Origin of the sequence: Vagococcus lutrae (genome assembly GCF_023299185.1) — a bacterium.
GTDB lineage: Bacteria > Bacillota > Bacilli > Lactobacillales > Vagococcaceae > Vagococcus_A > Vagococcus_A lutrae.
On sequence record NZ_CP097017.1, the window covers coordinates 105376 to 121652 of the forward strand.

At 38.0% G+C, this 16277-nt stretch carries 14 protein-coding genes; all 14 read left to right on the forward strand.

Going from position 1 to position 16277, the window contains the following annotated elements; translation table 11 throughout:
• The first annotated feature begins 21 nt into the window (after window positions 1-21).
• The 14 genes from glmM (at window position 22) to rpmF (ending at window position 16156) form a co-directional block, all read left to right on the forward strand.
• Window positions 22-1380 (forward strand): phosphoglucosamine mutase, encoded by a 1359-nt coding sequence (gene glmM, locus M2919_RS00555; RefSeq protein WP_023605628.1) that lies wholly within the window; start codon window positions 22-24, stop codon window positions 1378-1380.
• A 282-nt stretch (window positions 1381-1662) separates the two neighbouring features.
• Window positions 1663-4323, forward strand: a complete 2661-nt coding sequence (gene alaS, locus M2919_RS00560; protein WP_248848879.1) for an alanine--tRNA ligase — start codon at window positions 1663-1665, stop codon at window positions 4321-4323.
• Between the two features lie 26 nt (window positions 4324-4349).
• Window positions 4350-4907 (forward strand): DUF805 domain-containing protein, encoded by a 558-nt coding sequence (locus M2919_RS00565; RefSeq protein ID WP_126761427.1) that lies wholly within the window; start codon window positions 4350-4352, stop codon window positions 4905-4907.
• A gap of 133 nt (window positions 4908-5040) precedes the next feature.
• Window positions 5041-5802 carry a hypothetical protein gene (locus tag M2919_RS00570; protein WP_248848881.1) on the forward strand — a complete coding sequence of 254 codons (762 nt, stop codon included), beginning with the start codon at window positions 5041-5043 and terminating at the stop codon, window positions 5800-5802.
• Between the two features lie 138 nt (window positions 5803-5940).
• The gene (gene murC / locus M2919_RS00575) at window positions 5941-7272 is read left to right on the forward strand and encodes a UDP-N-acetylmuramate--L-alanine ligase (protein WP_420857194.1); all 1332 of its coding nucleotides are present in this window, start codon (window positions 5941-5943) and stop codon (window positions 7270-7272) included.
• Between the two features lie 63 nt (window positions 7273-7335).
• Complete coding sequence (locus M2919_RS00580) at window positions 7336-8040, forward strand: Bax inhibitor-1/YccA family protein (protein WP_023605623.1); 705 nt, start codon at window positions 7336-7338, stop codon at window positions 8038-8040.
• A 118-nt stretch (window positions 8041-8158) separates the two neighbouring features.
• Complete coding sequence (polA, locus tag M2919_RS00585; RefSeq protein WP_248848883.1) at window positions 8159-10813, forward strand: DNA polymerase I; 2655 nt, start codon at window positions 8159-8161, stop codon at window positions 10811-10813.
• Window positions 10814-10880: 67 nt separating this feature from the next.
• Window positions 10881-11708, forward strand: a complete 828-nt coding sequence (gene mutM / locus M2919_RS00590) for a DNA-formamidopyrimidine glycosylase (protein WP_248848885.1) — start codon at window positions 10881-10883, stop codon at window positions 11706-11708.
• A 17-nt stretch (window positions 11709-11725) separates the two neighbouring features.
• Window positions 11726-12331 (forward strand): dephospho-CoA kinase, encoded by a 606-nt coding sequence (coaE, locus tag M2919_RS00595; RefSeq protein ID WP_248848887.1) that lies wholly within the window; start codon window positions 11726-11728, stop codon window positions 12329-12331.
• 92 nt (window positions 12332-12423) lie between these two features.
• On the forward strand, window positions 12424-12912 hold the full coding sequence (nrdR, locus tag M2919_RS00600) for a transcriptional regulator NrdR (protein ID WP_126761437.1): 489 nt from the start codon (window positions 12424-12426) through the stop codon (window positions 12910-12912).
• A 12-nt stretch (window positions 12913-12924) separates the two neighbouring features.
• A complete protein-coding gene (locus tag M2919_RS00605) occupies window positions 12925-14331 on the forward strand; it encodes a replication initiation and membrane attachment family protein (RefSeq protein ID WP_248848889.1) in 1407 nt (468 codons plus the stop codon).
• Entirely contained in the window at window positions 14331-15260 is a 930-nt protein-coding gene (gene dnaI, locus M2919_RS00610; protein WP_126761441.1) for a primosomal protein DnaI, read from the forward strand. The genes M2919_RS00605 and dnaI overlap by 1 nt, the downstream gene beginning before the upstream one ends.
• Window positions 15261-15361: 101 nt before the next feature.
• Complete coding sequence (locus tag M2919_RS00615; protein WP_222318265.1) at window positions 15362-15928, forward strand: YceD family protein; 567 nt, start codon at window positions 15362-15364, stop codon at window positions 15926-15928.
• A gap of 57 nt (window positions 15929-15985) precedes the next feature.
• On the forward strand, window positions 15986-16156 hold the full coding sequence (gene rpmF / locus M2919_RS00620; protein ID WP_023605615.1) for a 50S ribosomal protein L32: 171 nt from the start codon (window positions 15986-15988) through the stop codon (window positions 16154-16156).
• Window positions 16157-16277: the final 121 nt, after the last annotated feature.

Below are 16277 nucleotides of genomic sequence, written 5' to 3' on the forward strand. Positions count from 1 at the left end.
AATGAAATAGGTGAATAGAGAATGGGTAAATATTTTGGAACTGATGGTGTACGAGGCATTGCCAATCAAGAATTAACACCAGAACTAGCATTTAAACTAGGAAGATGTGGTGGTCATGTATTAGTTCAACATCACCAAGATGAAGAAACACGTCCTCAAGTTTTAGTTGGTAGAGATACACGTATCTCAGGACAAATGTTAGAACAAGCGTTAGTAGCGGGTTTAATGTCAGTTGGTATCGAAGTGTTACAATTAGGAGTAATCTCTACACCTGCTGTGGCTTATTTAACACGAGTACAAAAAGCAGATGCGGGTGTTATGATTTCTGCTTCACATAATCCAGCAGAAGATAATGGAATAAAATTCTTTGGACCGGACGGATTTAAGTTAGCTGATGATGAAGAATTAGAAATCGAGGCGTTGCTTGATGCAGAAGAAGACACACTACCTCGTCCGTCTGCAAAAGGGTTAGGTATTTTAGAGGACTACCCAGAAGGCTTACTGAAGTATTCTCAATTTTTAACAGAAACAGTCGATACTGATTTTGAAGGTATGGTTGTGTGTTTAGATGCCGCATATGGTGCAACAGCGCCATTGGTAAATCGTGTTTTTGCAGATTTAGAAGCAGATTTTCATACAATGGGAACGCAATATAACGGCTTAAATATTAATGACCAAGTTGGCTCGACTCATCCAGAAGCGTTGGCGGCATTTGTGGTTGAAAAAGAAGCAGATTTAGGTTTAGCTTTTGATGGAGATGGCGACCGCGTCATCGCAGTGGATGAAAAAGGAAATATTGTCGACGGCGATAAAATTATGTATATTTGTGGGAAATATTTAAACGAGCATCATTTGTTAAATCACAATACGATTGTTTCAACTGTTATGAGTAATTTAGGTTTTCATAAAGCGGTTGAGGCACAAGGAATGGTGGCCTTACAAACACAAGTTGGTGACCGTTATGTCGTGGAAGAAATGCGTAAAAATGGGTACAACTTTGGCGGTGAACAGTCAGGGCATATTGTTTTCTTAGATTATAATACGACAGGAGACGGTATGCTTTCAGGTATTCAGTTAATGAATGTCATGAAACAAACGGGTAAAAAACTTTCTGAGCTAGCAGCTGAAGTAGAAGAGTATCCGCAAAAACTTGTTAACATTCGAGTGAGTGATAAAGCCGGTGCGATGACGTATCCTGCGATTAAAACTGTCATCGAAGAAGCTGAGCGTGAAATGGATGGAAATGGTCGTATATTAGTACGTCCGTCTGGAACAGAACCATTATTACGGGTCATGGCTGAAGCGCCAACGGTTGAACAAGTTAACTATTATGTTGATAAGATTGCCGATGTAGTGCGTGCTGAAATCGGTATCGAGTAGAACGATAAAGCAATTGACAATTAAATCTGGCTTGATTATAATTTAACTACAAGGATATTTTTTAATGTGAGACTGTTCAGAGAATTTTTCATTTGGTGCGAGAAAAATAAGTTAGGATTAAAAAGCTCCCTTGCTTGAGTTAATATTGAAAAATATTACGCTACATCACGTTACGATGTTTGAGAGGTAATGATCGACATCATTGCAAACAAGGTGGTACCGCGCTCGTCGTCCTTGTTTTGCAATGATGTTTTTTTATGAAAGAAAAAGGAGATTATAGAGATGAAAGCATTAAGTAGTAGTGAAACACGTCAACTATTTTTAGATTTTTTTAAAGAGAAAGGGCATCATGTCGAGCCGAGTGCGTCATTGATTCCTGTAGAAGATCCAACGTTACTTTGGATTAACTCAGGTGTGGCAACTTTAAAAAAATATTTTGATGGCACGGCCGTACCAGAGAGCCCTCGTTTAACCAATGCTCAAAAGAGTATCAGAACAAATGATATTGAAAATGTCGGGAAAACAGCTCGTCACCATACCATGTTTGAGATGTTAGGGAATTTTTCAATTGGTGATTATTTTAAAGAAGAAGCGATTACTTGGGCATGGGAATTTTTAACGGATGAAAAATGGTTAGCGCTTGACCCAGATAAGTTGTATGTGACTGTTCATCCAGAAGATAGTGAAGCTCGCCGATTATGGCAAGAAAAAATCGGCTTATCTGAGGATCGTGTGATTGATATAGCTGATAACTTTTGGGAAATTGGAGTGGGACCTAGTGGCCCTAACTCAGAAATTTTTTATGATCGTGGTGAGAGCTACAATGATGTAGCAGAAGACGACCCAGAAAACTATCCAGGTGGGGAAAACGAGCGTTATCTTGAAATCTGGAATTTAGTATTTTCTGAATTCAATCATACTGAAGAGGATACCTACGAGCCACTGCCTCATAAAAACATTGATACAGGTATGGGACTAGAACGGTTAGTCTCCGTTTTACAAGATACTCCAACGAACTTTGAAACAGATTTATTTATGCCGATTATTAAAGCCACAGAAGCACTAGCGGTGGATAAAATCTATGGAGAAGATGAGCAAGTAGATGTTTCCTTTAAGGTAATTGCCGACCATACTCGTGCTGTTGCTTTCGCGATTGGCGATGGGGCGTTACCTTCAAACGAAGGTCGTGGCTATGTTTTACGTCGTCTACTAAGACGTGCTGTTATGCATGGTAAAAAACTAGGCATTCATAAACCGTTTATGCATCAACTCGTTCCGGTTGTGGGTAGTATTATGTCTGCGCACTATCCTGAAGTGTTGGAGCAAAAGGAATTTATTTCAAAAGTCATCAAAACTGAAGAAGAACGTTTCCATGAAACGATTAATGATGGGCTTTCTATTTTAGAAGAAGTGATTCGTGACTTAAAGGAAAAAGCAGTAAATGAGTTGAGTGGTGAAGTTATCTTTAAACTTTATGATACGTATGGGTTCCCTGTTGAATTAACAGAAGAAATTGCTGAAGATGCAGGCCTATCGGTTGACCACGCAAGGTTTGAAAAAGAAATGGAACAACAAAGAGAACGAGCACGTCAAGCACGTCAAGAAGTAGGGTCTATGTCTTTACAATCTGAAACACTTCTTGCGATAAAAGAGGCAAGTACGTTTACAGGATACGATTGTTTAGAGAATGAAGCTACTTTAGTAGCGTTAGTCGCAAATGATGAACGTATCTCAGAAGCGGTCGTTAGTGATGTAGAAGAAGTAGAAGCGATATTCAACCAAACACCTTTCTATGCTGAAATGGGTGGACAGATTTTTGATACGGGTTGGATTTATGATAATGAAGGTCGCTTAGTCGGTACAGTAGATGATGTTCAAAAGTCACCAAATGGGCAACCTCTTCATCATATACGCTTAGAAACGTCTTTAATGGAAGGACAAACGTATCGTCTTGTTGTCGATCACGCACGACGTCGTGCTGTGATTAAAAATCATACAGCGACTCACTTACTTCATCAAGCACTTAAAGACGTCTTAGGTGAACATGCTAATCAAGCTGGTTCACTCGTTACACCAGATTATTTACGTTTTGATTTTACGCATTTTGGTCAAGTGACGAAAGAAGAACTAGAAAAAATGGAAAGTATCGTGAATCAAAAAATCTGGCAACAGCTACCTGTTATGACAGTCGAAACAGATATTGAAACGGCTAAGGAAATGGGTGCCATGGCTCTCTTTGGTGAAAAGTATGGTCAAAATGTCCGCGTCGTAAATGTTTCAGATTATTCTCTAGAATTATGCGGAGGTGTCCATGTTGGAAACACATCAGAAATTGGTGTTTTCAAATTGATTTCTGAATCAGGTATTGGTGCAGGAGTTCGCCGGATTGAGGCTGTGACAGGAGAAAAAGCGTATCAATATTTAGTAGAGCGTGAGAATACGTTGAAGGCGACGGCTGAATTAGTGAAAAGTAAACGCATTTTAGAAGTGCCACAAAAAGTGATAGCTCTTCAAGAACAATTAAAACAAGCTCAAAAAGAAAATGAACAGCTTTTAGCTAAAATGGCAAATCAAGAAGCTGGTGCTATTTTTAATGACGTGGCATCAGAATCAGGCATTACTTATGTAGCAAAAGAAGTGGCGGTAAAAGATATGAATCAATTACGCCAACTGGCTGATCAGTGGAAACAAAAAGCGGTATCTGATATTTTAGTATTAGGGTTAGTGAATGAAGGAAAAGCGAATCTCTTAGTCGCAATGAGCGATGACATGGTTAAAAAAGGCTATAAAGCAGGAGACCTTATTAAAGCTATTGCACCAATGATTAATGGTGGCGGTGGTGGCCGTCCCGATATGGCTCAAGCAGGTGGTAAAAAGCCTGAAGGTATGTCAGAAGCCATTGCGGCAGTGCCAGCATGGATTAGTGAAGTCGCGTCAGTTTAATAAGGGAATAGAAGGAGAGAGAGAAAATGGCTAGAATCGAACAACGTCCAGGTAAAGTGAGCTTTGGACAGGCAATGAAAGATTTTTTTAAAGGATATGTTGATTTTAAAGGAAGAACGACACGTGCAGGTTACTGGTGGCCAGTATTAGTTTATGGGATTGTTCATACAGTGTTTATCGCCTATTTTATTATGAAAATCATCGGAACATCAGCTTTAGTAGCCATTGACAATGAGGCAGATGTCTTGGCACTTTTGATGTCGATGGGTGGCGTCATGATTCTTTATTTAGTGTTCGTATTAGCGACTATTTTACCCTTTCTGTCGCTTACTGTTCGACGTAATCGTGACACAGGGATTACGGGTAAAGGAAGTGCGGTCTTACTGATTGCTAATTTTATCCTTGGTCGTGTGAATGTCGCTCAGGAAAATAGTTTATTAAATATTATATCTTTTGTTTTAGTTATCTTCTTGTTCGTTATTACGATTATGCCAACAAATGCTTGGCTAACAGAAAAAACCTCTGGCTTACAGGCATTTTTCTTACGCCATAAGGAAACACGTTATAATCGTGATTTATTTTAATCAAAAATTTTTAATGTAGAACAGTTCGTTCAACAAGTGATTTTGTTGAATGAACTGTTTTTTTGGATATTTTTTATTTGAGATAGGTGTGCTACAATAGAGAAGATAGTGAGAAAGATGAGGCGGGGAAAAAATGGAGAGTATGTCAGAACGCAAGCATTTTCGTTTTCCATTAGTATCAGACGATGAGCCTGTTAGGCTTGCTAATGAAACCAAGCGTATTTTATTTGAAGGAGAACCAGATACGTTATTGTCTGGAAATGTAGATACTTACGTCAATAAAAAAGCAAACGTGTCAAAAACTACTGAATCAGTCAAAGAAGAGACGACTCAGACACGTTTAAAAAAAGAAAATTATACACAAGAAAAAGAGGCATTAAAAAATAAATCGCAACATGCTCAGCAATTACCTGAGCGTCGTAGTAGGGAAATGTCTAGTGCTAAGCGACCTGAAATAAAGCAAACAGAATCAAGGATAAATCGTCGGTCACATCGACCTATATATCAAACGACGCTGAATAATGAAAAAAAGAATCAAACGTTTGAAAAGACGACATCCGTGCGTAAAATGTCGCATCAAGCCCCTTTTCGTCCTAAGCAATTGCCTGAATCATTAATGAGTGAGTCTAAAACGAATGTGTGGAAAAGCGCAGAATTAGCGAATCAAATTAAAGAAGAGAAGAAAGATTACTTGCTATTTGACACGGTTAACCCTGATTTTGAAGAAGATAAAATAACAAATACTGACAATGATTTAAATCATCGAAAGGCTTCAGAATCTGATGTGACTAACCAGCCAATGCCTAAAAAGAAAATGCGTTTAGAAAAATCTTTATCAGGTATAATGGATGAAGAACAGTCACAGTTACGAGCAAATAAATATTTTAATTCCTAAAACTTACCTATCAGAAGTGATAGGTAAGTTTTTTGGTTGAAAAAAGAACAAAAATATACGATAATAGATAGGTTAAGAAACATAGTAAATTAACTTAGTCATTTATGTATGTGCATGGAAAAGAGGATCTTCATGAAAATGGATAAAAATAAAATCTATCATTTTGTAGGAATTAAAGGCGCTGGGATGAGCGCATTAGCATTAATATTGCATGAAAAAGGCTTTAATGTTCAAGGTTCTGATATTACCGAATATGTTTTTACACAAAGAGAGTTAGAAAAAGCGGGCATTACGATTTTGCCGTTTGATAAGCATAATATAAAGTCTAATATGATAGTTGTGGCGGGAAATGCGTTTAAAGATAGTCATGTTGAAATTCAAGAAGCATTAAAAAAAGGTTTAAATGTTGTACGATATCATCGTTTTATAGGCGAATTGATTAAGAGTTTTACAAGTATAGCGGTGACAGGATCCCATGGTAAAACCAGTACTACGGGCTTGTTAGCGCATGTGCTCAGTGGGATTAAACCAACTAGTTATCTGATTGGAGATGGGACGGGTCACGGTATTTCTGAAGCAGACTTTTTTGCGTTTGAAGCGTGTGAATATCGTCGTCATTTTTTAGCGTATGCTCCAGACTATGCGATTATCACCAATATTGATTTTGACCATCCAGATTATTATCAAAGCATTGAGGATGTTTTTGATGCTTTTCAAAGTTTTTCAACACAAGTTAAAAAAGGGATTGTCGCATTTGGAGAAGATGAACAATTACGTCGTTTAAATGTGGAAGTTCCCGTCTATTATTATGGCATGAGTGATGAAAATGATTTTGTCGTTAAAAATATAAACCGTACGACATCAGGTTCAGCTTTTGATGTCTATTTCAACAATGAGATGATTGGGCACTACCAAGTACCGGCATATGGGTTGCATAATGTCTATAATGCGTTATCAGTGATTGCGATTGCCCACTTGGAAGGGTTAGACGACCGTGAAGTGGCAGAAGAGCTATTAACATTTGGTGGGGTAAAACGTCGTTTTTCAGAGAAAAAAGTGACCGATATGATTATCGTGGATGATTACGCTCATCACCCTGCAGAAATTAAAGCAACTATTGACGGAGCCCGTCAAAAGTATCCCGAAAAAGAAGTGATTGCTGTTTTTCAACCTCATACCTTTACGCGTACTGTGGCTCTTTTAGACGAATTTGCTGAAGCACTAGACTTAGCAGATCACGTATATTTATGTGACATCTTCGGTTCTGCACGTGAAGAACAAGGAAGTGTCAAGATTGAAAACTTAGGAGATAAGATTGAGAAAGGTGGCGCCGTGATTACAGAAGATAATGTGTCGCCATTGTTAGACTATCACGATGCTGTTATGATTTTCATGGGAGCAGGCGATGTTCAAAAATTTGAACGTGCGTATGAGCGTCTTTTAACACAAACACGTCCTAATATTATGTAGTAAAAATTAGGTCTTTATTGTGGAACACGTTATAATAGATGTAAGATAATAAGGAGTGATAGTATGAATCAACCATCTTTTAATAATACAGCTTCAACGAATGAGCATGGTTTGTCACAATTCTATGCAAGAATCTATGGATATTTGGGAATCGGAATTGCTTTAAGTGCCTTATCCTCGTTCTTGATGATGAATGTTTTCTATGAGCAGTTTATTGGCATGTTAACACAAAGTCGTTTCTCATTCTTAATGTTATGGGTAGCAGAAATAGCATTGGTCATTTATTTAGGTCGTAAAGCGACAACCAATCCTACTATGGCCTTAGCAGGTTTTATTGCCTACTCACTATTAAACGGGGTTACGATTAGCGTTACCTTAGCTTTATATAGTCAAGCTAGTGTGACGAAAGGCTTTATCGCTGCGGCGTTAACTTTCGGTAGCATGGCAATTGTCGGTGCTACTACGAAGAAAGATTTAAGTGCCATGGGCCAAGCCCTTCGCAGTATGTTGATTGGTTTGATTGTCGTTATTTTAGTTAATGGTTTTATTCTTCAAAGTAGTGCGGCCGATTTGTTTATTTCGATAGTCATGGTTGCAGTTTTTGCTGGTCTAACAGCTTACGATCATCAAATGATTCGTCGTTACTACGACCAAGTGCAAGGAGATGAAGCCACACTAAAAGGTTTAGCCGTCTTCTGTGCCTTACAATTATACTTAGATTTTATCAACTTACTACTAGCGTTTATTCGCATATTTGGACGCGACTAATCAGCACAAAACACTCTGTTTTTAGACAGAGTGTTTTTTTGTGCTTCATTTTTTAATTTCGCATTCTGATGATAAGTTTGTTAAAATATAGAAGAGAGAAAAGATGGGAGATAAGTCAATGAGTAAAAAAAATAAGCTGTTATTAATAGATGGAAATAGTGTCGCGTTTCGCGCATTCTATGCTCTGTATCAAGCGTTAAATAATTTTAAAAATCGAAACGGTTTACATACCAATGCGATTTATGCGTTTCATAATATGTTTGATAATGTGTTAGAAAAAGAAAAGCCTACGCATGTTTTAGTGGCATTTGATGCAGGAAAAACGACGTTTCGTCATGATACATATACTGATTATAAAGCGGGACGTTCTAAAACACCTAGTGAGTTTAAAGAACAGATGCCCTATATTCGTGAATTAGTCGAAGCGTTTGGTGTAAAACATTTTGAATTAATGAACTATGAAGCCGATGATATAATTGGAACGTTAGCGAAGCAAGTACCCGCCGAACAATTTGATGTCGTGATTATCTCTGGCGATAAAGATTTAACCCAACTAGCTGATGAGCATATTCGAGTAGATGTGACGGTTAAAGGCGTTAGTGAATTAGAGTCTTACACGCCAGAACATATCCGTGAAAAATATGAGTTAACACCTGCTCAGATTATCGACATGAAAGGATTAGCAGGAGATAATTCTGATAATCTACCGGGCGTTACGGGGATAGGCGAGAAAACAGCGATTAAGCTATTAAAAGAATATGGCACTGTTGAAGGCGTATACGACCACATTGATGAGATGAAAAAAAGTAAACGAAAAGAGAACTTGATAAACGACCGGGAACAAGCATTTATGAGTAAACAACTCGCCACTATCCATACAGATGTCCCACTTCCTTTAAAAGTAGAAGACCTTGCCTTTAATGGTAAAAATGTGGAACATCTAGTTCAGTTCTATAAAGAAATGGATTTTAATAGTTTCTTAGCTAAACTAGATACCTCTGAATATGGAGCGTTAGAAGAACCATTACCAGATGTGACATACGAGTTAGTAACGGAAGTGACAGATGAAATGCTAACAGATGATATGGTCATGTATATGGAAATGTTGGAGGAAAACTATCATGTCGCACCTATTGAAGGTATCGCCTTTAGTAATGGGAAAAAGACCTACGTCATGATAGGAGAAGAAGTCTTTGAAAACGCAAAACTAAGAAAATGGTTAGCAAGTGATGATTATAAAAAGCAAGTATTTAATGCTAAAAGCTATAAAGTCGCACTCAATCGACGAGACATCGATTTACAAGGCGTTTCCTTTGATACACTAATTGCTGCTTATTTATTAGACACTAATGATAAGAATGAAGATCTAGCAGAAATAGCGAGTCATTATGATTATCATCAGATTGAAACTGACGAACAAGTATATGGTAAAGGGGCGAAACGCGCCGTTCCAGAAACAGAAAGATTCGCAGAGCATTTAGCACGAAAAGTGGCAGCAATGACTGCGATTCATCCGCTCATGTTAGAGCGCTTAGAAGAATATCAACAGACGGAGTTATTCTATGAAATGGAGTTACCATTGTCGTTAGTCTTAGCTAAAATGGAAATGGCGGGGATTAAAGTAGATGCTAGTCGTTTAGAAACTATGCAAGTGGAATTTGCGGAACGACTAAAAGAGATTGAACAACGTGTATTTGAAATAGCGGGGGAAGAGTTCAATTTAAACTCACCGAAACAATTAGGAGTTATTCTATTTGAAAAAATGAAATTACCCGTGATAAAGAAAACAAAAACAGGTTATTCAACAGCCGTGGATGTTTTAGAGCAACTGAAAACAGAATCTCCAATTATTGATGAAATTTTAGATTATCGTCAAATTATGAAAATTCAGTCAACATATGTGGAAGGACTTTTAAAAGTTATTCATCCGGGTGACCAAAAAATTCATACGCGATATGTTCAAACGTTAACACAGACGGGTCGATTAAGTTCAGTCGATCCTAACCTACAAAATATTCCCGTTCGATTAGAAGAAGGACGTAAAATTCGTCAAGCATTTGTTCCGCGTAAAGAAGGATGGAAAATCTACGCATCGGATTACTCTCAAATTGAGTTGCGCGTGCTTGCTCATATAAGTGAAGATGAACATTTGATTCAAGCCTTTGTTGAAGATCAAGATATTCACGCGAGTACAGCTCGTCGTGTATTTGGCTTAGATGAGACAGCGACAGTGGATGGTAATTTACGTCGCCAAGCTAAAGCAGTGAATTTTGGGGTTGTTTACGGAATTAGTGATTATGGTTTATCTCAAAATTTAGGTATTACACGAAAAGAAGCGAAACACTTTATCGATACTTACTTTGAGAAATATCCAGGCGTTAAAACTTATATGGAAGACATTGTGAGAGAAGCGAAAGATAAAGGTTATGTGGAAACGTTGTGGCATCGTCGTCGTTTCTTACCAGACATTAATGCCCGTAACTTTAATATTCGCTCTTTCGCAGAACGTACTGCGATTAATACGCCTATTCAAGGAAGTGCTGCCGATATCTTGAAATTGGCCATGATTGAGTTAGATAAGCGAATAGAAGCAGAAGGCCTACAAGCTACGATGTTATTACAAGTTCATGATGAGCTTGTCTTTGAAGCGCCCGCTGACGAGATACCAGCTCTTGAAAAACTGGTGACCGACGTTATGGAAACTATTACGACATTACGTGTGCCTTTAAGAGCGGACAGTAGCTATGGCGATACATGGTACGATGCAAAATAATAAAGGAAGAGAAAGTGAGATAGTTACTTTCTCTTTTCCTATTATATAAGAGAAAGAGGTATGAAACATGCCAGAATTACCAGAGGTAGAATCTGTCAGAACAGGCTTAGAACAGTTAGTTGTCAATAAAACGATTGAGTCTGTGAGCGTGATGTGGCCTAAAATTATAGAAACAACCGATATTGAAAAATTTAAACTAGCATTAATAGGTGAGTCAATCGAAGCTATTTTAAGAAGAGGCAAGTTTTTAATTATTCGTTTGACACACTTCGATTTGATTTCTCATTTAAGAATGGAAGGAAAGTATGAATTTCATCAATCTGATGACCCGTTAATGAAACATACGCATGTGGTGTTTCATTTTAATGATGGCACGGAATTGCGCTATTTAGATGTCAGAAAATTTGGTCGGATGGCGCTTATCGACAAGCACCAAGCAGAAGAATATCGTGGGATTAAAAAACTAGGTCCAGAACCAGTGTTACCTGATTTTAACCTTACTGTTTTTGAAGAACAGCTAGGGCGACGTGTAAAAGCGATTAAGCCACTATTATTAGATCAGCATCTTGTTACTGGGTTGGGAAATATATACGTAGATGAAGCCTTATATCAAGCACGTATTCATCCAGAACAACCAGCTAATACGTTGACAAAAGTTGAGATAGAAGTCTTACACGGTGCGATAATTGAAGTGCTAGCGCGAGCCGTAGCAGCAGGTGGGACGACGATTCGAACGTATAAAAATGCTCTGGGGGAAGCGGGAAAATTTCAAGTAGCGCTTAAAGTTTATGGACAGACGGGGCAGGCTTGTGACCGATGTCAAACACCTATCAAGAAAATAAAAGTGGCACAGAGAGGGACACATTTTTGTCCGAAGTGTCAAATACTTCATTAGAAAGAAGGAAGTAAAAGATGACCTATACGTTAGGATTAACTGGGGGCATTGCAACAGGGAAATCAACTGTGTCACGTTTTTTTCGTCAACATGATATTCCAGTAGTGGATGCCGATGTAATAGCTCGTGAAGTTGTCGAGCCAGGGACAGACGGCCTTGCAGAAATCGTTAAAACTTTTGGCACAGAGATTCTTCTAGAAGATGGTTCGTTAAATCGAAAAAAGCTAGGAGAAATAATTTTTAAAGATGAAGATAAACGAGAAATGTTAAATCAGATTTTACATCAAGAAATTCATCAAAAAATGATGATGGCAAAAGAAAAATGGGAAAATGAAAGGGTGCCGCTGATTGTGTTTGACATTCCTTTATTATATGAGGCGGATTATCAACGCACGTTTGATGCGATTATGGTCGTCTATGTTCCGGAAAAAACGCAGATAGCACGCTTAATGGAAAGAGACGAACTCACTGTTCAACAAGCGCGTGACCGTATTGCCTCTCAATTACCAATTGAAGAAAAAAAAGTACGTGCAGATATTGTGATAGATAATAGTCAAACAATCGCTGAGACTTACGAACAAGTTCAGAATTGGTTGATAGAACAGTTTAAAACGTTCAAATGATACAACTGTACCAATACCGCTTTTTCATGTTATAATAAAGGTATCAAGATGATGATATTGTTTATAATGTCAGCAGAAAATGAGGTGAGGATATGCAATGTCCAAAATGCCATTACAATGGATCACGAGTGGTAGATAGTCGACCATCAGATGAAGGACGTGCGATACGTCGTCGACGAGAATGTGAAAAATGTGGATACCGTTTTACAACGTTTGAAAGAATAGAAGCGACGCCCCTATTAGTCATTAAGAAAAATGGCGATCGCGAAGAATTTAACCGCGATAAAGTTTTAAGAGGGATTATTCGCTCTGCCGAAAAACGTCCCGTTTCACTTGACCAAATGGAAGCGTTGGTTGATCAAGTAGAAAATAAAGTCCGTGCATTAGGAGAAAATGAAGTGTCAACTAACCAAGTAGGTGAGTTTGTCATGGAAGGCTTAGTGCACCTAGACGAAATTGCTTATATTCGTTTTGCGAGCGTGTACCGACAATTTAAAGATGTAGGAGTTTTCTTTGAAGAAATGCAAGAAATTGTCAAAAAGAATACGCAATCATCAAAAGAAAATCAAGATGAGAATTAGGAGTGTGAGCCGATGAAAAATGCTTGGGAATATGTACATCCTAAGGATACCTTTTCAGTCACGCTTATCGGCACTTTAACACGTGAAGATTATCAAACGCTAGCCGAATTTTATCAGCCTGTCATTGGTATGACAGGCTTTACCTTATATCACGCTTTGACGACGTTTTTAGACGTGGATAAAGTCGGCCAAAAGGACCGCTATTTTTTACATGCCGATATTTTAAATCAGTTAGATATAGATTTACAACAGTTTTATCTCGGTCGTCAAAAATTAGAGGGAATCGGTCTATTGAAAGTGTATCAATTAGAAGAAAAAGATAAACGTGAATGGCGCTATCAGTTGCAGCCACCACTCAGTGCGATAAAAATTTTACAAGATCCGTTACTTGCAACACTTCTATTAGAAAAAATCGGAGAGCGTCGTTTTAATACTCTATCTCGTTACTATCAAGTAATCGAAGAATCACGAGATAATTTTAAAGAGGTAACAGAATCTTTTGTGAATGTCTATCAAGTGAATCACGAACGCGTATTAGCCTATGAAGTACCAGAAGGCATGATAGAGCCTGAAGAGTCGCTTCAACAAACACAAGCGACAATGATTTCGTCATTTGATTGGCAATTTTTCAATCAACTCATTGCGTCCTTAAAGCTAGATGAGCGTCACGTGACAGAGCAACTAAAACCGATGATTCTCAGCTTGCATCAGCTATACGGTCTGAATGAGTTGACGATGAAGACATTTGTCGAAGCGAGTGTTAATTTTGAAACCAATCAGGTTGATTTGTCTCGTTTACAACGATTAATTGTTAAACGACAGGCACCTGCTATTAAAAAAAGTACGGTTTCTACGAAAATAGAAGAAGCATCTTTAACAGAAAAAGAGCAATTAATGAAGCGCTACAACCAACTAGAAAAACAAGGATATACTGAGGGAGAACGCCAAGTCATCATGATCAGCGAAACATTGTATCCTATGGTGTTTTTAGAAGATATTAAACAACAAAAACAAGGTTTTGTTTCAGAAGATGAGCGATGGGTTATTCGAAATCTAGTCAATCAAACGCCTTTATCCAATAGTGTTATTAATATTTTAGTGCATTATTGCTTGGTGATACAAAATAATCCTGTCCTTGAATCAAAATACGCCAATAAAATTGCCAATGATTGGGCTCAAACGGGTATTAAAACACCGGAAATGGCGATTGATAAAGTTAAAGATATGGTAAGTAAGCCGACTACGAAACGCAAAAATTATTCTAAAAATAATCAAGTGGTTCATTCATCACGCAAAGAATCTTTGCCGAAGTGGGTAAATCAAGAACAGCAAGAAACACCTGTTTCAAATGAAACGTTAGCGCAAATTAATGAACGACTGCGTGCCATGAAAAATAAGACAAGAAAGGAGGATAATTAATGGAAAATGTTGGAAATGCCATGGGGGAAGTTATGCGTAGACAGCAGTGGAATGATCGTTTTCAGGCAATTAAACAAGAAATATTGCAACATCCAGAAGTGGCTCAATTTTTAAACGAGCATCAAGAGCAGTTAACGGACGAGATGATTGACCGAAGTATTAGTAATTTGAATGAATTTATTCAAGAACAAGCGAAGTTTCGTGTATCAGACCCGACACAGATTGCTCCTGGATATGAACCAAAGCTTGTGCTACAAAGCTATGGAATCGATGTCACGTACGTCCCAACGGAAGCTCTGATTGAAGCTCAAGAGGCAGAGAAGGTAAAAAAACGAGTGACAACGATAGATATGCCCAGAGATATACGTCATGCTAGTTTTGATCAATTTGAAGTGACAAATGAACGGATGTTAGCTTTGGATGAGAGTTTGAAGTTTATCGAATCTTATACGCAGGCCGGTAAGCAGTTTGTCCCAGGTTTGTATTTTCAAGGATCGTTTGGCGTGGGGAAAACGTATCTTTTAGGGGCCATAGCCAATGAGCTCGCAGAACGTGGTTATCAAACAACACTTGTTCATTTCCCCACCTTTGCAGTGGAAATGAAAAATGCGATTGGGACGAATACGACGGGCGAAAAACTAGACGCGGTGAAAAAGACACCGGTTCTCATGATTGATGATATCGGAGCTGATTCGATGAGTAGTTGGATTCGAGATGACGTCTTAGGGGTTATCTTGCAATATCGTATGCAAGAGCAGCTTCCAACATTTTTTAGCTCTAACTTTAGTATGGAACAGTTAGAAAATGAACATTTGCGCATTACGCAAAGAGGGGAAGACGAACCATTGAAAGCGAAACGTATTATGGAACGCGTGCGCTTTTTATCAAAAGAAATTAAAATGGTGGGCAAGAATCGTCGCTTATCCTAAAGAAATAACGTGTGCTTCTGTCGATATCTGTCTAGGAAAAATCGTTGACAATCGATAGGAATACTAGTATAATCATTCTTGTTGCTTAAGAGGTGAGAAAAATGAAATGGGCATTATCAGCATTAAATAAGTTTAAAGGTCAACAATTACCGATTAAAGAAACAATCGTCATTGAAAAAGAGTTGATGGAACGAGAAGCAAGCGTTCTAGCTGCCTCACCTTTTAATGTCGAAGGCTTTTTAGCTGTTGATGAAGAAGAGTATCTTTTGTCTTTAAAGGTTGAAGGCACGCTAACATTACCGTCGACACGTTCACTTGAACCGACAGAGATTCCTTTATCTTTTGAAATTGATGAACGATATATGACATCAGAAATCTACGAACGGGATGCCGATATCGAGGGAAATGAACTCGTGATTGTACTAACAACGAACACGCTAAATGCGGTTGAATCTGTTATTGATTATACGTTGTTAAACATTCCGCTACAGATACTCACTGATGAAGAAAGAAGTGGAAAAGAGATGCCATCTGGTGACGGTTGGCAAATTATCTCAGAAGCCTCTTATCTTCAACAACAAGAAGCGACAAAGGAAGAACCTAAATTAGATCCTCGTCTTGCGAAATTATCGGCTTTGTTAGATAATAACGATTCAGATAACAGGTAAGATTGGAATAGATGTTAGTCATTGACTAACAAAAGTATTGAAGGAGGTGTAGTTCAAATGGCAGTACCTGCAAGAAGAACTTCAAAAGCAAAAAAAGCAAAACGTCGTACACACTATAAATTATCAGTACCTGGTATGAGCACATGTTCAAACTGTGGTGAGATGAAACGTAGTCACCACGTATGTCCAGAATGTGGTCATTATGCTGGAAAAGAAGTACAAGCTTAATAACATTTAATTAGAAATGTTGAAACTCATTAGACAACCATGGAGTCTAATGAGTTTTTTTGTCGTTTGAAAGTTGTTTTAGTTCACATCTGAATTAAGGTATATTATACTTAATAATAAA